The following is a 16,945-nucleotide window of genomic DNA, read 5'->3' as shown; positions in this document are numbered from 1 at the left end:
TGAAGTCAGTTCAGAAATTGTTGCAGCAAGTCGTTGAGGAACAGCTGGCCGCGTTCGGTCGCCGCCAGGCGTGACGGTTCGACCTGCAACAGGCCGCTTTGTTCGGCCTCGCGCCGGCCTTCGGCGAGGGTGTCCAGCGACAGGCCGGTGCGCTCCGGATACAGGCGCGATTCGACCCCGGCAGTCAGGCGCAGGGCGTTCATCAGGAACTCGAACGGCATCTCGTCATTGCTCAGGGATTTCTCGCCGGCCTGAAAGCTTTTCGCCGGGTTCAGATAATCCTTCGGCAGCCGGGTTTTCCATGTGCGCACGATGCGCCCGTCCGGGTGACTCAGCTTGCCATGGGCGCCGGCGCCGATGCCGATGAAGTCGCCGAAACTCCAGTAATTGAGGTTGTGCCGCGCCGGTCGCCCGGCCTGGGCGTACGCCGAGACTTCGTATTGCGCGTAACCGTGCTCGGCCAGCAGCGCCTGACCGGCTTCCTGAATGTCCCACAGCGTGTCGTCTTCCGGCAGCACTGGCGGCTGGTTCCAGAACACCGTGTTCGGCTCCAGCGTCAGTTGATACCAGGAAATGTGCGTCGGCTTCAGCGCGATGGCCAGGCGCAGATCGCTCAAGGCATCGTCCAGCGACTGATCGGGCAAACCGTGCATGAGATCGAGATTGAAGTTATCGAACCCGGCCTGCCGGGCCATGCCCGCCGCACGCACGGCTTCGTCACCGTTGTGAATGCGGCCGAGGGCTTCTAGCTTTTCCTGCTGGAAACTCTGGATGCCGATCGACAGGCGATTGATCCCCAGCTTGCGATAAGCAACAAACTTCTCTTGCTCGAAGGTGCCCGGATTGGCCTCAAGGGTGATTTCGATGTCGGCGGCGAACGGGATGCGTTGCTCGACGCCCTGCAACAAGCGTCCGAGGGCTTCGGCGCTGAACAGACTCGGCGTCCCGCCACCAAAGAAAATCGAGGTCAGCTCACGGCCATACACCGCATGCAGATCCTGGTCGAGATCGGCCAGCAGCGCGTCGACGTATTCCTGCTCCGGCAGCACCGGGCTGGCGGTGTGCGAGTTGAAATCGCAGTACGGGCATTTGCGCACACACCACGGAATGTGGATGTACAGCGCCAGGGGCGGCAGGGTGGGCAGCGGCGCCCGAGGCGAAGAAGCGGCGCCGCCGATGATCAGCGACGACGCAGAGGGGCTGTCGGTCATTTCAAGCCCAGACGCTGGCGCAGCAGATCCATTGCACGGGCGCGGTGGCTGATCTGGTTTTTGTCGGCCGGGCTCAGTTCGGCGCTGGAGCAGTCGCGCTCCGGCACCCAGAACAGTGGGTCATAACCGAAGCCGTGCTCGCCGCTGGCAGCGGTGAGGATGCGCCCGTGCCACAGGCCTTCGCAGAGGATCGGCAGCGGATCATCGGCGTGGCGCACCAGTGCCAGCACGCAGACGAACTGCGCGCCGCGCTCAGCTTGCGGCACGTCCTTCAGCGCATCGAGCAGTTTGGCGTTGTTCGCCGCGTCGCCCTGGCCGTCGGCGTAACGCGCCGAATAGATGCCCGGTGCGCCGCCGAGGAAGTCCACTGCCAGCCCGGAATCGTCGGCCAGTGCCGGCAGCCCGGAAATGCGCGCGGCATTGCGGGCCTTGAGGATCGCGTTCTCGACGAACGACAGGCCGGTTTCTTCCGGCTCGACCTTGCTCCATTCGCCAATCGAGCGCAGTTGCACCGAGTCGCCGAGCATGGCCTGGAGTTCTTTGAGTTTGCCGGCGTTATGGCTGGCCAGTACGAGCTGCTTGATGTTCATCATTCGCCGGGAAAGAGTTCTTGGTTGAAATTGATGGTGTTGATCTTGTCGCCGTTTTGCACCTTGATTTCAAAGGTGCGGGTTTCCTGCTGCGGCACCGGGTACTGGGCGATGTAGTAGATCGCGCCCTGCTCGGTGACCTGGCGGAATTTCAGCGCCACGCTGTTGCTGGTCAGGTCCTTGATCGTGCCGGTGACGCTGGCGATCAGCGGTTTGCCGTCCTTGACCACCGAGACGTTGATCACGCCCTGGTTCTTGCTGCGGATCAGCTCGGCAGCCTTGGCGATGTCCGGTTGCAGGAACGTCGAGTTGAACGTGTTGTAGTGTACCGTGATGTCGCCGAAGGTTTCCTTGCGTTCACCTTTGATGACGTCCGCCGCCATGGCACTGGCGCTCAGGCAGGCGGTGAGTAACAGCAACGCTAGACGACTCATGTTCGTGCTCCTTCAAATGCCCAGGCTCAGACCGCGACTCGGTGGTCCGCCAACTGCGGACTGCTGACGCGGTAGATACCGATTTCACCTAACAGATTAGGCCATAGCTTACTGGCCCACCCGTGGCGGTGCTGTTGATCCACGGCAAGCCGATCAATGACCTTCGCATCACGTTCGCGGCACAGTTCTTCGAAATCCTCGAAGGTGCAGAAGTGGATGTTCGGCGTGTTGTACCAGGTGTACGGCAGAAACTCGGACACCGGCATGCGGCCCTTGCTCGCCAGATACCAGCGGCAGCGCCAGTGGCCGAAGTTGGGGAAGGTGATGATGCACTGACGGCCGACCCGGAGCATTTCGTCGAGGATCCTGTCCGGGTAATGCACCGCCTGCAGGGCCTGGGTCATGACGACGATGTCGAAACTGTTGCTGGCAAAATTGCCCAGGCCTTTGTCCAGATCCTGCTCGATGACGTTGATGCCCTTGGCCACGCACTCGGCGATGTTGTCGGCGTCGTTTTCCAGGCCATAACCGGTGACGTTCTTGTTGTCGCGCAGCCAGGTCAGCAGCTCGCCGTCACCGCAACCCAGGTCGAGGACGCGGCTGCCGGCGGGGATCCATTCCTGGATGATTTCCAGATCAGCTCTCATGGCTTTCTCACAACGAAATGCGGTTCATGTAATTGCCGAACGCCTGCAAGTAACGCGGGATCGGAATCAGAAAGGCGTCGTGGCCCTGCGGTGCGTCAATTTCCAGATAACTGACGTCCTTGCGCGCGGCCATCAGCGCATCCACCAGTTCTCGCGAGCGAGCCGGGGAGAAGCGCCAGTCGGTGGTGAACGACATCACGCAGAACTTGGCCGTAGCGTTTTCAAAGGTTTTCGCCAGATCATCGTCGAAGTTCGCCGCCGGATCGAAGTAATCCAGCGCTTTGGTCATCAACAGATAAGTATTGGCATCGAAGCGCCCGGAGAACTCTTCGCCCTGGTAACGCAAGTAGCTTTCGACCTGGAACTCGACGCTGTGGAAGTCGTAGTTGAGCTTTTCGCTCTTCAGGCCACGGCCGAATTTCTCACCCATGGAGTCGTCGGACAGATAGGTAATGTGCCCGACCATGCGCGCCAGCATCAGCCCGCGCTTGGGGATCACGCCGGCTTCCTGGAACGAACCGCCGTGGAATTCCGGATCGGTGAGGATCGCCTGGCGCGCGACTTCGTTGAAGGCGATGTTCTGCGCCGACAGTTTTGGTGCCGAGGCGATCGCCAGGCAGTGCCGCACGCGATCCGGGTAGGTGATGGTCCATTGCAGGGCCTGCATGCCGCCGAGGCTGCCGCCGATCACCGCTGCCCACTGGCGGATGCCGAGCAGGTCAGCCAGACGCGCTTGGCTGTGCACCCAGTCTTCCACGGTGAGCACCGGGAAATCGGCGCCGAACGGCTTGCCGGTTTCCGGGTTGATACTGCTCGGGCCGGTGGAGCCGTTGCAGCCACCGAGGTTGTTCAGGCTGACCACAAAGAACTTGTTGGTGTCGATCGGCTTGCCGGGGCCGATGCAGCTGTCCCACCAACCGGGCTTGCGGTCGTCGACGCTGTGATAACCAGCGGCGTGATGATGACCGGACAGCGCGTGGCAGATCAGCACGGCGTTGCTCGCCTGGGCGTTCAGCGTGCCGTAGGTTTCATAAATCAGGTCATAAGCGGCCAGCGAACGGCCACAGGCCAGCGTCAGCGGTTCGCTGAAATGCGCGGTTTGCGGCGTTACCAGACCAACAGAATCGGCGGGAAAGGCAGTTGGCATCGACCCTGCTCTCGTTGAAATGAGGCGTAAGTCTAAAGACCGGGGGGGTTAGCGGCAAGCAACGATCAGGTCCGGCGTTTTCGCTTCGGACCGAGGTGCAGCCATTCGCGAGCAGGCTCGCTCCCACAGTTGAAATGCATCCCAATGTGGGAGCGAGCCTGCTCGCGAAAAAGGCGACTCGGTCAGTCAGACCGAACGCACTGGCTTACATCAGCAAACGCAGAATCTCTGGCATCATCGTCATCGCCGCCAGATTGTTGATCACCAGCATGTCGATCAATTTCAGCGCAAGGAAGGCGAAGATCGGCGACAGGTCCAGGCCGCCGAGGTTCGGCAGGAAACGACGGAACGGTGCCAGCGCCGGTTCACAGATCTGGTTGACCAGTTCAGCGCCCGGATTGTGGCTGCCCGGTGCGACCCACGACAGGATCACGCTGATGATCAGGGCGAAGAAGAAGATCTTCAGGAACAGCGCGGTGACGCCGATCAGCGACCAGATCACCAGTTGCAGCGGGTTGCCAGTGGTGCCGTAGGTCAGCAGCAGGGTCAGCGCCATCAGCAGCAGTTGCACCAGAATCGCCAGCACCAGCGACGACATGTCGAGGCCGAACAGGCTCGGGATGATCCGGCGCAAAGGCTTGAGCAGCGGCTGAGTGGCCTTGACCACGAACTGGCACAGCGGGTTGTAGAAGTTCGCCCGCACCAGTTGCAGGACGAAGCGCAGCAGCACGATCAGCAGGTACAGGCTGCCGAGGGTTTGCAGCACGTAAACCGCTGCGGTGTTCAATCCGATCATGTAAGGCTCCTTTATTTGCCCAGTTGTTCGGCCATTTCGGCCGAGCGGTGCGCGGCGGCGCCGAGTGCGGTTTCAACCAGCGCTTCGAAGCCGCCAGCCTGGAATGATTTGATCGCAGCTTCCGTGGTGCCATTCGGCGAGGTCACGCGGCGACGCAGTTCGGCGGCGTCGACATCGCTGGATACCGCCATGTGCGCGGCGCCCAGAGCAGTCTGCACGGTCAGTTGCTCAGCGATCTCTTTTGGCAGGCCAAGTTTGACGCCGGCGGCGGTCATCGCTTCGATCAGCAGGAAGAAGTACGCCGGGCCGGAGCCGGACACTGCGGTGACTGCGTCCAGTTGCTGTTCTTCTTCCAGCCACAGCGCAATGCCGACGGCGGACAGCAGCTCTTCGGCTTGCTGGCGCTGCTCGGCGCTCACCTCGCTGGTCGCGTACAGACCGCTGACACCCTGACGCAGCAGCGCCGGAGTGTTCGGCATGCAGCGCACGATCGGCTGTTCGCCGAGCCACGCGGTCATGCTCGCGCAGGTGATGCCGGCGGCGATCGACACCACCAGTTGATTGGGCTTGAGGCTCGGGCGAATCGCCTCGCACACGGCTTTCATCGCCTGTGGCTTGACCGCCAGCACGATGACATCGACGCCGTCGATGGCCTGGGCGTTGTCAGCGAAGGTTTCGATGCCGTGTTCGGCGCTGACCTTGGCGCGGGTGTCTTCGCCCGGATCGCTGGCGCGGATCTGCGCCGCTTCCAGACCTTTGGCGCGCAAGCCGCCAATCAGACTGGCCGCCATGTTGCCCGCACCGATAAACGCAATACGTGTGTTGCTCATGTGTGGTCCTTATCTGGAAACGTTCAAGACTGGGAATAATCTCTGGCGCCAAACAGCGCGGTACCGATCCGCACCCAGGTGGCGCCTTGGGCGATGGCCGACTCAAGGTCGTGGCTCATGCCCATGGACAGTGTGTCGAGCGGCAGAGCGAGGCTCGCCTGCAGTGCCTGTACGGCGGCGAAGGCAGCGTCCTGTTCAGCGCGCTCCTCGGTCGGCTCGGGAATCGCCATCAGTCCGCGCAGTTTCAAGCGTGGCAGCGCGCTGATTGCCTCGGCCAGCGCTGGCAGATCGGCCGGGGTGCAACCGGATTTGCTCGCCTCGCCGCTGACATTGACCTGAATGCAGATGTTCAGTGGCGGCAGTTCGGCCGGGCGTTGTTCGGACAGGCGTTGGGCAATTTTCAGACGATCCACGGAGTGCACCCAGTCGAAATGCTCGGCAATCGCGCGAGTCTTGTTCGATTGAATGGGGCCGATGAAGTGCCAGATCAAGGGCAGGTCGGCCAGCTCCAGCTGTTTGCCCAAGGCTTCCTGCAAGTAGTTTTCGCCGAAGTCGCGCAGGCCCGCCGCATAGGCTTCCCGCAGGGCCTGGGCGGGTTTGGTCTTGCTCACGGCGAGCAAATGGATGCTGTTTTCGTCGCGGTGCGCAGCTTTCGCCGCTGCCTGGATGCGCGAACTAACCTGAAGGATGTTGTCTGCTATCGTGGACATCAAGAGGCGCCGGCGGTCTGTAGGTTCGCGGCATTCTACTGGAATTGAGGGACGCTATGGATATCACTGAACTGCTGGCCTTCAGCGCCAAACAGGGCGCTTCCGACCTGCACCTGTCGGCCGGCCTGCCGCCGATGATTCGTGTCGATGGCGACGTGCGACGGATCAATCTGCCGGCGCTGGACCACAAGCAAGTGCACGATCTGATCTACGACATCATGAACGACACCCAGCGCATCGAATTCGAGAAAAATCTGGAAACGGATTTTTCCTTCGATGTACCCGGCGTGGCGCGCTTTCGGGTCAACGCCTTTAACCAGAACCGTGGCGCCGGCGCGGTGTTCCGCACCATCCCGTCGAAAGTGCTGAGCATGGAAGACCTCGCCATGGGCGATGTTTTCCGCAAGATCACCGATGCGCCGCGCGGTTTGGTGCTGGTCACCGGGCCGACCGGCTCCGGCAAGTCGACCACGCTGGCGGCGATGATCGATTACCTCAACACCCATCGCCATCACCACATTCTCACCATCGAAGACCCCATCGAGTTCGTCCATGAATCGCGCAAATGCCTGATCAATCAGCGCGAAGTTCATCGAGATACCCGCAGCTTCGCCACTGCACTGCGCTCGGCCCTGCGTGAAGACCCGGACGTGATTCTGGTCGGCGAGATGCGCGATCTGGAAACCATTCGCCTGGCGCTGACCGCCGCTGAGACCGGGCATCTGGTGTTCGGCACGCTGCACACGACCTCGGCGGCGAAGACCATCGACCGCGTGGTCGACGTGTTTCCCGGCGACGAGAAGTCGATGGTCCGTTCGATGCTGTCGGAGTCGTTGCTGGCGGTGGTGTCGCAGACGTTGATCAAGAAGATCGGCGGCGGGCGGGTGGCGGCGCATGAAATCATGCTCGGGACATCGGCGATCCGTAACCTCATTCGCGAGGACAAGGTGGCGCAGATGTATTCAGCGATTCAGACCGGTGGGTCGTTGGGCATGCAGACACTCGATATGTGCCTGAAGGATCTGGTCACCAAGGGCTTGATCAGCCGCGAGCATGCACGCGAGAAAGCGCGCACCCCGGATAACTTTTGAGGGAGTGATCGTTCCCACGCTCTGCATGGGAATGCAGCCCGGGACGCTCTGCGTCCCTGCCGAAGCGGACGCGGAGCGTCCATTGAGTCATTCCCACGCGGAGCGTGGGAACGATCGGTATGGTGTTAGCGCTGGACTACCCGCAGCTGCTGTTGCTCTTTCGGCAACACGCGCTTGGCGACGACGTAATGCTTTTCCCAGTACGGCTTGTTCAGCGTGTCGATGCTCACCGCTTTGCCCCGGCGCGGGGCGTGGATGAAGCGGTCGTTGCCCAGGTAGATGGCAACGTGATTGACCCGACGGCTCTTGATGTTGAAGAAAATCAGATCGCCCGGCTTCAGATCCTTGCGCTCGACTTTCTCGCCGTGACCGCTGGCCATGGCATTGGAGGTGCGTGGCAGGTCGAACGTAGCGTCGTTGAACGCATATTTCACCAGACCGCTGCAATCGAAGCCTTTACTTGGGCTGCTGCCGCCCCAACGATAAGGTGTACCGAGGACGTTTACCGCACGGCTCAGCACATTGCTGCTTTCCTTGCTCGCCATCGGTGGCACCAGCTTGCTGCGGCTCTTGCTGTTCAGCGTGGTGGTCTTGCTCTTGCTGCTTTTGCTCGAAGGAGCCGAAGCATGGGATTTTGGGGTGAAGCCGTTGACGTTAGGAAGACGTTGCTCACGATTGGTGGCGTGGGCGGCCAGTGGCATTAATAGGCAAATAGTCAGCCATGTCTTGAAAAATGGTCGCATTAGGCGTGGCTCATAAGTGATAGCGCGCAACTTTATAACAGCTTTTTTTGCCGTTCCGAGGCCGTTCATCGATTCATTCCGCCGGCTACGGAACCAAAAACGCTCAAAAAGTACGCAATTGTCCGACAGAAGTCAGGTTCTACAAGGGTTTCGCGCTAGCAACGGTAACATTTGCCATACGTCGGCCACCTGTAAAAAAGTCACAAAGAAATGAAGAATATTTATCTATCGAGTGCAATGAGGTCTTAATGAACAGCTATCAGCTCCCACGCGTGAAAGAAAAAGACACTCACAGCAAAGTCATCGGCTACCTGCTGTGGATTTTCGGATTCACTGGCGCGCACCGCTTTTATTACGGCAAACCGGTGACCGGGACGATCTGGTTCTTCACCTTCGGTTTGCTGGGGATTGGCTGGCTGATCGACCTGTTTCTGATCCCGGCGATGGATCGCGAAGCGGATCTGCGCTTTGCCGCCGGGCCGATCGAGTACAACGTCGCGTGGATTCTGCTGACTTTCCTCGGTGTGTTCGGCGTGCACCGGATGTATCAGGGCAAATGGATCAGCGGCCTGCTGTATCTGCTGACCGGCGGGTTGTTCTTTATTGGTGTGCTGTATGACTTCTGGACCCTGAACGATCAGGTGTCGGTGCGCAACGCGCAGAATCGCGGCGCCTTCCAGTAAGTAGTGGCGAGGGGATTTATCCCCGTTGGGCCGCGAAGCGGTCCTGAATCCGAGAACGCGGTGGATTTGTTCCACCGCGTGCAATGGCTTCGCGACTGCTACGCAGCCGAACGGGGATAAATCCCCTCGCCACAATCTCCCTCAGCAGCAAGTCATGCCTGGTGAGTAATCCGCCCATCCACCAGCGTATAGCGCACCACGCCCGGCAGACTGTGGCCGATGAACGGGCAGTTCTCGCCCTTCGACAGCCAGTGCTCACCAGCCACCGTCGATGCCTTCGGATCGAACAGCACGATATCCGCCGCACCACCTACCGCCAGTTTGCCCGCCGGCAGACGCAGCGCTTCGGCCGGGCCTGCGCTGAGACGTGCCAGCAGCGTCGGCAAGTCGAGCAAACCATCCTCGACCAGCGTCATCGCCAGCGGCAGCAGCAACTCAACACTGCTAATGCCCGGCTCGGTCGCGCCGAACGGTGCCAGTTTGGCGTCGCGCTCGTGGGGCTGGTGATGGCTGGAGATCGCCGAAACCACCCCGGACTTCACTGCCTCACGCAGGCCATCGCGGTCGGCACGGGTGCGCAGCGGCGGTTGCACGTGATAAAGGCTGTTGAAGTCGATCAGCGCTTCGTCAGTCAGGATCAGCTGATACAACGCAACATCCGCCGTTACCTTCAAGCCACGGGCCTGCGCCTGAGCAATCAGCGCCACACCGCGAGCACTGGTCAACTGGCTGAAGTGCGCACGCACGCCGGTCTGCTCGACCAGTAGCAGATCGCGAGCCAGCGCCACGGTTTCGGCGGTTTCCGGGATGCCCGGCAGGCCTAGGAAACTGGCGACCGCGCCTTCGTGAGCGAGACCGCCCTCGGCCAGATCGTGGTCCTGCGAGTTGAAGATCACCGTCAGGTCGAAAGTCGCCGCGTATTCCAGCGCCCGGCACAGGGTGCGGCTGTTGCGGAAGCTCTCCAGACCGTTGCCGAACGCCACGCAACCGGCGTCGCGCAGCGCGACCAGTTCGGCCAGTTGCTCACCGTCCAGACCTTTGCTCAGCGCGCCAATCGGGAACACTTTGGTGTTGCCAGCCTCGCGGGCGCGGTCGAGGATCAGTTCGGCCACAGCGGAGGTGTCGAGCACCGGTTTGGTCTTCGGCGGGCAGCACAGGCTGGTCACGCCACCGGCAGCAGCGGCGCGGGTTTCGCTGACGATCGAGCCTTTGCGGCTGTAGCCCGGCTCGCGCAGGGCAACGTTGAGGTCGACCAGGCCAGGCGCGGCGACCAGGCCTTGGGCATCGATGGTTTCTACTGCGCTGAAACCGGCCGGTGCGGCGCCGAGGGCGACGATCTTGCAGGCTTCAACGTGGATGTCGGTGATTTGATCCAGGCCGCTGCTGGGATCGATGACGCGTGCGCCGAGAATGCTGAGCTTCACTGGGCGTTCTCCTGCTCGAATTGACGTTGCGCAGTCTGCCCGCTCATGGCCATGGACAGCACGGCCATACGAATCGCGATGCCGTAGGTCACTTGATTGAGGATCACCGAGTGCGGGCCGTCGGCCACCGCCGACTCGATCTCCACGCCACGGTTGATCGGCCCCGGGTGCATGACGATGCAATCGGGTTTGGCCCCGGCCAGACGTGCGGTGGTCAGGCCGAACAGGCGATAGAACTCGCCTTCGCTGGGCAGCAGGCCGCCGGTCATGCGCTCACGTTGCAGACGCAGCATGATCACCACGTCGACGTCTTTCAGGCCTTCGGCCATGTCGGTGTAGACCTTGACGCCGTATTGCTCGATGCCGATCGGCAGCAGGGTTTTCGGCGCGATCACGCGGATGTCCGGGCAGCCGAGGGTCTTCAGCGCGAGCATGTTCGAGCGCGCCACCCGCGAATGCAGGATGTCGCCGACGATCGCCACCGAGAGGTTTTCGAAACCGCCCTTGTGCCGACGGATGGTGAGCATGTCGAGCATGCCCTGGGTCGGGTGCGCATGCCGGCCGTCGCCGCCGTTGATGATCGCCACCTGCGGGCAGACATGCTCGGCGATGAAGTGCGCCGCGCCCGAGTCGCCGTGGCGCACGACGAACATGTCGGCGGCCATCGCTTCAAGGTTGCGCAGGGTATCGAGCAGCGTTTCACCCTTGCTCGCCGACGATGTCGACACGTTCAGGGTGATCACGTCTGCCGACAACCGTTGGGCCGCCAGTTCAAACGTGGTGCGGGTGCGCGTGGAGTTTTCGAAGAACACGTTGCACACGGTCTTGCCGCGCAGCAACGGGACTTTCTTCACCGCCCGGGCACCGACTTCAAGGAACGAGTCGGCAGTGTCGAGGATTTCCGTCAGCAACTCGCGGTGCAAACCGTCGAGCGAGAGGAAGTGGCGCAGCTGGCCCTGATCATTGAGCTGCAGCGGGCGCTTGGTATCTAGAGGCGTCATCGCGAGGGGGACTCTCAATAGGGCGGATTAAAGGGTGACGTCTTGCAGTTCGAGCGTCAGCGGCTCGGGGCCGGACAACTTGACCCGCTGGTTGCCGGCCAGGGTCAGGGTGGCGCCGACCACGTTCGGGCGGATCGGCAGCTCACCGGCGTCCAGGTCCAGCAGGCAGACCAGGGTGACGCTGGCCGGACGGCCATAATCGAACAGTTCATTCATGGCGGCGCGGATGGTCCGACCGCTCATCAGCACGTCGTCGATCAGCACCAGATGCTGGCCTTCGATCTCGAAGGGCAGGGCGGACGGGCGCACTTGCGGGTGCAGGCCGTTCTGGCTGAAGTCGTCGCGGTAGAAGGACACATCCAGCGTGCCCAGTGGCGCATCGCTGGCCAGTTCCTTGAGCAGCGCCTGCGCGACCCAGATGCCGCCGGTGCGGATGCCGATGTAACGCGGTTCGCTGATGTCACGCTGGGCAAGGTGCGCCTTGAGGCGGGTCGCCATCTGGCTGATCAGATCGGCGGGATTGGGCAGGCTCATGGTTGCTCCTTCGTGATTCCGCGCTGCGTCCTGCCGGACGAAGCTCGGTTTATAACCAAAAGAAAAGCGCCGAAGCGCTTGTCAGGATTCAAACAATGCAGTGTTTTCATCGAGCCAGCCCTGCAGCAGCAGGGCGGCGGCGATGGCGTCCACCGGGTTGTCGCGGTAACTGCCTTTCTGCCCGCCACGCACCAGTCGCTCGCCCTTGGCTTCGAAGGTGGTCAGGCGTTCGTCGTGGGTATAGAAGGGCAGGTTGTAGCGGCCGTTGAGGCGGCGGGCGAATTTCTCCGCGCGTACGCACATCTCGCTGGGCGTGCCGTCCATGTTCAACGGCAGGCCGACCACTACGGCGTCGGGTTTCCATTCTTTTATCAGCGCTTCGACCTGATCCCAGTTCGGCACGCCATTCTGTGCTTTGAGGGTGCACAGCTCGCGGGCCTGGCCGGTGATGACCTGGCCGACCGCGACGCCGATCTGTTTGGTGCCGTAGTCGAAGCCGAGAATCAGGCGCAGGGCCATCAGGCGTGACCCGCCTGGCGGGTGAGCAGATTGAGGTCGATGCCCAAGTGCCGCGCTGCCGCTTCCAGGCGCAATTCGCTGCGGGTGTTGAAGAGGATGTCGGCGTTGAACGGGCAGGTCAGCCAGGCGTTGTCGGCCAGTTCGGCTTCCAGTTGCCCGGCTTCCCAACCGGCGTAACCGAGGGTGATCAGGCTCTGCGCGGGGCCGACGCCGTCAGCGATGGCGAACAGCACGTCCTGCGAAGTCGACAGGGCCAGGTCGCCGTCCAGTTGCGCGGTGGCCTGGAAGGTCTGGCCCGCCGGGTGCAGGACAAAACCGCGATCGGTCTGCACCGGCCCGCCGATGAAGATCGGCACATCCTGGCAACGCGCCGGCGGCTCGATGTCCGGGCGCAGCTGTTCGAGGATGTCGGCCAGGTTCAAGTCTTGCGGCCTGTTGACCACCAGCCCCATCGCGCCATTGGCCGTGTGCTCGACGATGTAGGTCAAGGTGTGGGCAAAGTTCGGGTCGGCCATGTGTGGCATGGCGATCAGGAAGTGATGCTTGAGGTAGCTGGGGCTGACGTTTTTCATGAGCGCTAGTGTGGCGTCGCAAGGGCGAACTGACAAGCTGAGGCTTTAAAAGATCGCAGCCTTCGGCAGCTCCTACAGGGTGTACGCAGGCCCACTGTAGGAGCTGCCGAAGGCTGCGATCTTTTGATTTTGCTCTTAGTTGCTGGAGAGCTTGTCGCCCCGGGCAAATTTCCAGGTGCGGATGATTTCCAGGCGGTCGATATCCGACAGATCGCCGGTAAACGGTGCAAACGGCGCGGCCAGGCGGACGATGCGCTGCGCCGCCTGATCGAGCAGCGGCTGGCCGGAGGATTCGAGCACCAGCACTTCATACAGCGAGCCGTCGCGATTGATCGAGACCATCAGGCGCAAATTGCCGTAGATCTGCTTGCGTCGTGCTTCTTCGGGGTAGTTGAGGTTGCCGATGCGCTCGACCTTCTTGCGCCAGTCGTCCTTGTACCAGGCGCCCTTGTCGCGCATGGTCGAGGCCGCGCTCAAGCGGTGGATGCGCGGGCGCTTGGCGTACAGCTGTTGTTCCTTGGCCAGCTCCGCCTCGAGGCTGGCGATGTCGCTGGACAGCTGCGAGCTGTCGAACGCCGGCGCGTCGACGGTCGGTTTGACTTCGGTTTTGCTTTCTTCTTTCTTGGTCGGCGCCTTTTTCAGTTTCGGCGCAACGGTGGTCACCGCTGCCTTCGGGGCGGCTTCCTGCACCACTGGCTTGGCGGCGGGCGGCGGGGTGACCTTTTTGACCTGATTGTCCTGGAACGGAGCGACTTCGGTGGTCTTGGGCAGGGCTTTCTTGTCCAGCGTGCCGCTGCCTTCCTGGTTTTCCTGAGCGAGAAAATCTGCCTTTTCCGGCTTCTTCTCGGCCTTGAAGGTGGCCAGGGTGATTTCCAGGGTTTTGCTGATCTGCTGCGGCTCGACCATGGTGAAACCGACGCCGAGCAGCAGCGCCAGGTGAATCAGCGCCGCGAGAAACAGGGTAAAACCGAGGCGATCGGCCGGGCGCACGCCACGATGGGCGAGTTCAGCGGGCAGATCGGACGGGAGGGTCATGACAGAAAAACCAACATCGCGTTTTCATGGGCCCGGCATGATAACGCAATGTTGGTTTTTAGCTGCAAGCGACGAGCTTCAAGCGACAAGCTGCATAGGGGCAGCTTTAAGCTTCAAGCTTCAAGCTTCAAGCTTCAAGCTGACGCGGGCCGGCTTCAAGCTTGTGGCTTGCGGCTCGAAGCTTGCAGCTGCTTTTCGATAGCATCCATCAGCATCCCGCCGATATCAGTGCCGAACGCATTGTCGATTTCGCGGATGCAGGTCGGGCTGGTGACGTTGATTTCGGTCAGGTGCTCGCCGATCACGTCGAGGCCGACAAACAGCAGGCCTTTCTCGCGTAAGGTCGGGCCGACCTGGGCGGCGATCCAGCGATCCTTCTCGGTCAGCGGACGCGCTTCGCCACGGCCACCGGCGGCGAGGTTGCCACGGGTTTCGCCCAGCGCCGGAATCCGCGCCAGGCAGTAATCCACCGGCTCGCCATCGATCATCAGGATGCGCTTGTCGCCATCGACGATCGCCGGCAGGTAACCCTGAATCATAATCTGCTGCTTGCCGTGCAGGGTCAGGGTTTCGAGGATTACCGAGAGGTTCGGGTGGCCGGCGGTATGGCGGAAGATCGACGAACCGCCCATGCCGTCCAGCGGCTTGAGGATCACGTCACCGTGATGGTCGGCGAACTGACGCAATACGTCCGGGCGGCGGCTGACGATGGTCGGCGGCGTGCACTGCGGAAACAGCGTAGCGAACAGCTTTTCATTGCAGTCGCGCAGGCTCTGCGGCTTGTTCACCACCAGCACGCCAGCGGCTTCGGCCTGTTCCAGCAGATAAGTGGAATAGACGAATTCCATGTCGAACGGCGGATCCTTGCGCATCAGGATCACGTCCAGGTCGCTCAGCAGCTTGTCCTGTTCGGCGTCCAGTTCGAACCATTTGTCCGGGTTGGCGAAGACTTTCAGCGGGCTCATCCGCGCCCGCGCCTGGCCTTCGGCCTGATACAGGTCTTTCTGTTCCATGTAGAACAGTTCCCAGCCACGCTTCTGCGCGGCCAGCAGCATGGCCAGCGAGCTATCCTTTTTATAGGAGATGCTGGCGATAGGGTCCATGACAATCCCGACGCGAACGCTCATTGGGTTTTCCTCGAAATTTGGCTACCGGATCGGTATTGAAAAAGTGCCGCCAGAGTGGCGCCGGGCGGGTTTGGGGTCAAGGAAAAACCCGTCGATAGATTGCATCTGGAGACTGTGCTAAAAAGGCTGGCAGATCGCGCCGCCCCATGGGTTTCAAGGGTTTCAGGCCATTATTCACAGCAAAACGGACAATTTGATTCGCAAAGGCGACGGTAGAACCCTCTTATGGAACAGCAGTCCAGCGCCTTGAAGGTCATGGTGATCGACGACTCGAAAACGATTCGCCGCACCGCCGAAACATTGTTGAAGAATGTCGGTTGCGAAGTGATCACCGCCATCGACGGTTTCGATGCGCTGGCGAAGATCGCCGACCACCATCCCGGGATCATCTTTGTCGACATCATGATGCCGCGTCTGGACGGTTATCAGACCTGCGCCCTGATCAAGAACAACAGCGCCTTCAAGGCGACGCCGGTGATCATGCTGTCGTCCAGGGACGGTCTGTTCGACAAGGCCAAGGGGCGGATTGTCGGCTCTGATCAATTTCTGACCAAACCGTTCAGCAAAGAAGAACTGCTCAACGCGATCCAGGCCCATGTTCCGGGCTTCGCCGCCGTTTTGCCGCAGTAAGACACGCACAGTGACGCTCGGCCAGCGGGCCGGCAGTCGACCAGAAAAATGGGGAAGACCATGGCACGTATCCTGATCGTCGATGATTCGCCGACTGAAATGTACAAACTCACCGGCATGCTCGAAAAGCACGGCCATGAAGTGCTCAAGGCCGAGAACGGCGCCGACGGCGTGGCCCTGGCCCGTCAGGAAAAACCCGACGCGGTGCTGATGGACATCGTCATGCCCGGCCTCAACGGTTTTCAGGCGACCCGTCAGTTGACCAAGGATGCCGACACGGCGCACATCCCGGTGATCATCATCACCACCAAGGATCAGGAGACCGACAAGGTCTGGGGCACCCGCCAGGGCGCCAAGGATTACCTGACCAAACCGGTCGACGAAGACACCCTGATCAAGACCCTGAACAACGTACTCAACGGCTGATCGCGCGATCATGAACGAATCGCTGACCGCGTTCGAACTGCTCTGGCAGATCGACCAGCGCTGCCGCCTGCTGGCAGCAGACCTGCCGTCGCAAGCGGCGCGCGCGGATCGCTGGAGCGGCATCGGCTTTCGCCTCGGCGAGCATTGGTATGTGGCGCCGATGGGCGAAGTCAGCGAAGTCCTGCATGAGCCGCGCTTCACCCAGTTGCCCGGGGTCAAGCCGTGGGTCAAGGGTGTGGCTAACCTGCGCGGGCGGCTGCTGCCGATCATGGACCTGTGCGGCTTCTTCGGCCATGAACTGTCGCCGTTGCGCAAACAGCGGCGGGTATTGGTGGTGGAGCATGAAGACGTGTTCGCCGGGGTAATGGTCGACGAAGTCATCGGCTTGCAGCATTTCGAACAGGGCAGTTTCGAGCCGCTGTCGATCAGCAAGCGCCAGGGCTCCAAGGCTGAATTCGTCAAAGGCTATTTCCGCCGCGAACAGAACTGGCGGGTGTTCAGCCTGTTTGCACTGGCCAGGTCTCCGGTGTTTATGGGTGTGGCTCTATAGCAGGAACAACACAGAACCCATTGGGTGGAATGGGCCATGTGATCAGGAAAATTGTGGTCAGACAGACCTGTGGCGAGGGGATTTATCCCCGATGGTTGGCGAAGCCGACCCAAGACCTGTATTTGAGATGTAGCCGATAGTACTCAGGTTTTTGGGGCCGCTGCGCGACCCATCGGGGATAAATCCCCTCGCCACAAAATTTCTTCATCATGAGGTTGCCTCCCACAGGGATTGCAGCAGGCCTC

General features: G+C 61.3%; 21 protein-coding genes. 5 read left to right on the top strand and 16 right to left on the bottom strand.

Annotated elements, in window-relative coordinates; all coding sequences use genetic code 11:
- Positions 1–5 precede the first annotated feature (5 nt).
- From hemW to J5M66_RS01040, 8 genes are all read right to left on the bottom strand, one after another.
- Positions 6–1,211, bottom strand: a complete 1,206-nt coding sequence (gene hemW / locus J5M66_RS01075) for a radical SAM family heme chaperone HemW (RefSeq protein WP_243432825.1) — start codon at positions 1,209–1,211, stop codon at positions 6–8.
- Positions 1,208–1,804 (bottom strand): RdgB/HAM1 family non-canonical purine NTP pyrophosphatase, encoded by a 597-nt coding sequence (gene rdgB, locus J5M66_RS01070; RefSeq protein WP_024014661.1) that lies wholly within the window; start codon positions 1,802–1,804, stop codon positions 1,208–1,210. Before rdgB ends, hemW begins: the two co-directional genes overlap by 4 nt.
- Positions 1,801–2,235, bottom strand: a complete 435-nt coding sequence (locus J5M66_RS01065) for a DUF4426 domain-containing protein (protein WP_125916669.1) — start codon at positions 2,233–2,235, stop codon at positions 1,801–1,803. Before J5M66_RS01065 ends, rdgB begins: the two co-directional genes overlap by 4 nt.
- Before the next feature lie 26 nt (positions 2,236–2,261).
- Positions 2,262–2,882 carry a methionine biosynthesis protein MetW gene (gene metW, locus J5M66_RS01060; protein WP_039757544.1) on the bottom strand — a complete coding sequence of 207 codons (621 nt, stop codon included), beginning with the start codon at positions 2,880–2,882 and terminating at the stop codon, positions 2,262–2,264.
- 7 nt (positions 2,883–2,889) lie between these two features.
- Positions 2,890–4,029: a homoserine O-acetyltransferase gene (locus tag J5M66_RS01055; RefSeq protein WP_130888301.1), complete on the bottom strand. Its 1,140-nt coding sequence runs from the start codon at positions 4,027–4,029 to the stop codon at positions 2,890–2,892.
- Positions 4,030–4,234: 205 nt separating this feature from the next.
- The gene (locus tag J5M66_RS01050) at positions 4,235–4,825 is read right to left on the bottom strand and encodes a YggT family protein (RefSeq protein WP_016772729.1); all 591 of its coding nucleotides are present in this window, start codon (positions 4,823–4,825) and stop codon (positions 4,235–4,237) included.
- Positions 4,826–4,836: 11 nt separating this feature from the next.
- Positions 4,837–5,655, bottom strand: coding sequence for a pyrroline-5-carboxylate reductase (gene proC, locus J5M66_RS01045; protein WP_016772730.1), 819 nt, complete (start codon positions 5,653–5,655; stop codon positions 4,837–4,839).
- 23 nt (positions 5,656–5,678) lie between these two features.
- A complete protein-coding gene (locus J5M66_RS01040; protein WP_016772731.1) occupies positions 5,679–6,365 on the bottom strand; it encodes a YggS family pyridoxal phosphate-dependent enzyme in 687 nt (228 codons plus the stop codon).
- 56 nt (positions 6,366–6,421) lie between these two features.
- Between J5M66_RS01040 and J5M66_RS01035 the strand changes: the two genes are divergently transcribed.
- Positions 6,422–7,456: a type IV pilus twitching motility protein PilT gene (locus J5M66_RS01035; protein WP_016772732.1), complete on the top strand. Its 1,035-nt coding sequence runs from the start codon at positions 6,422–6,424 to the stop codon at positions 7,454–7,456.
- A 125-nt stretch (positions 7,457–7,581) separates the two neighbouring features.
- Here J5M66_RS01035 and J5M66_RS01030 read toward each other — a convergent pair whose 3' ends face one another.
- Complete coding sequence (locus tag J5M66_RS01030; RefSeq protein ID WP_207807519.1) at positions 7,582–8,199, bottom strand: C40 family peptidase; 618 nt, start codon at positions 8,197–8,199, stop codon at positions 7,582–7,584.
- Between the two features lie 248 nt (positions 8,200–8,447).
- Between J5M66_RS01030 and J5M66_RS01025 the strand changes: the two genes are divergently transcribed.
- Complete coding sequence (locus J5M66_RS01025; protein ID WP_016772734.1) at positions 8,448–8,882, top strand: TM2 domain-containing protein; 435 nt, start codon at positions 8,448–8,450, stop codon at positions 8,880–8,882.
- Between the two features lie 152 nt (positions 8,883–9,034).
- On the opposite strand, the gene J5M66_RS01020 is transcribed toward J5M66_RS01025, so the two are convergent.
- From J5M66_RS01020 to gshB, 7 genes are all read right to left on the bottom strand, one after another.
- On the bottom strand, positions 9,035–10,306 hold the full coding sequence (locus J5M66_RS01020; RefSeq protein WP_110603640.1) for a dihydroorotase: 1,272 nt from the start codon (positions 10,304–10,306) through the stop codon (positions 9,035–9,037).
- Positions 10,303–11,307 carry an aspartate carbamoyltransferase catalytic subunit gene (locus tag J5M66_RS01015; RefSeq protein WP_123441731.1) on the bottom strand — a complete coding sequence of 335 codons (1,005 nt, stop codon included), beginning with the start codon at positions 11,305–11,307 and terminating at the stop codon, positions 10,303–10,305. Before J5M66_RS01015 ends, J5M66_RS01020 begins: the two co-directional genes overlap by 4 nt.
- A 27-nt stretch (positions 11,308–11,334) precedes the next feature.
- Positions 11,335–11,841: a bifunctional pyr operon transcriptional regulator/uracil phosphoribosyltransferase PyrR gene (gene pyrR, locus J5M66_RS01010; RefSeq protein ID WP_024014655.1), complete on the bottom strand. Its 507-nt coding sequence runs from the start codon at positions 11,839–11,841 to the stop codon at positions 11,335–11,337.
- A gap of 81 nt (positions 11,842–11,922) precedes the next feature.
- On the bottom strand, positions 11,923–12,360 hold the full coding sequence (gene ruvX / locus J5M66_RS01005; RefSeq protein WP_016772738.1) for a Holliday junction resolvase RuvX: 438 nt from the start codon (positions 12,358–12,360) through the stop codon (positions 11,923–11,925).
- Positions 12,360–12,932: a YqgE/AlgH family protein gene (locus tag J5M66_RS01000; RefSeq protein WP_207807518.1), complete on the bottom strand. Its 573-nt coding sequence runs from the start codon at positions 12,930–12,932 to the stop codon at positions 12,360–12,362. Before J5M66_RS01000 ends, ruvX begins: the two co-directional genes overlap by 1 nt.
- A 135-nt stretch (positions 12,933–13,067) precedes the next feature.
- Positions 13,068–13,967, bottom strand: coding sequence for an energy transducer TonB (locus J5M66_RS00995; RefSeq protein ID WP_207807517.1), 900 nt, complete (start codon positions 13,965–13,967; stop codon positions 13,068–13,070).
- Between the two features lie 155 nt (positions 13,968–14,122).
- Positions 14,123–15,094 carry a glutathione synthase gene (gshB, locus tag J5M66_RS00990; RefSeq protein ID WP_122748364.1) on the bottom strand — a complete coding sequence of 324 codons (972 nt, stop codon included), beginning with the start codon at positions 15,092–15,094 and terminating at the stop codon, positions 14,123–14,125.
- A 225-nt stretch (positions 15,095–15,319) separates the two neighbouring features.
- On the opposite strand from gshB, the gene pilG reads away from it, so the two are divergent.
- From pilG to J5M66_RS00975, 3 genes are read left to right on the top strand one after another with little or no spacing between them, the layout of a single operon-like run.
- Positions 15,320–15,724 carry a twitching motility response regulator PilG gene (pilG, locus tag J5M66_RS00985; protein ID WP_016772743.1) on the top strand — a complete coding sequence of 135 codons (405 nt, stop codon included), beginning with the start codon at positions 15,320–15,322 and terminating at the stop codon, positions 15,722–15,724.
- Between the two features lie 60 nt (positions 15,725–15,784).
- Positions 15,785–16,150, top strand: coding sequence for a twitching motility response regulator PilH (gene pilH / locus J5M66_RS00980; RefSeq protein WP_016772744.1), 366 nt, complete (start codon positions 15,785–15,787; stop codon positions 16,148–16,150).
- A gap of 10 nt (positions 16,151–16,160) precedes the next feature.
- The gene (locus tag J5M66_RS00975) at positions 16,161–16,700 is read left to right on the top strand and encodes a chemotaxis protein CheW (RefSeq protein ID WP_122706773.1); all 540 of its coding nucleotides are present in this window, start codon (positions 16,161–16,163) and stop codon (positions 16,698–16,700) included.
- Positions 16,701–16,945: the final 245 nt, after the last annotated feature.

Origin of the sequence: Pseudomonas sp. 67(2021), assembly GCF_017491835.1 — a bacterium.
GTDB classification, from domain to species: domain Bacteria; phylum Pseudomonadota; class Gammaproteobacteria; order Pseudomonadales; family Pseudomonadaceae; genus Aquipseudomonas; species Aquipseudomonas atacamensis.
Note: the sequence above shows the minus strand (reverse complement) of the source record. Positions and strands in the feature narration are given on the sequence as shown.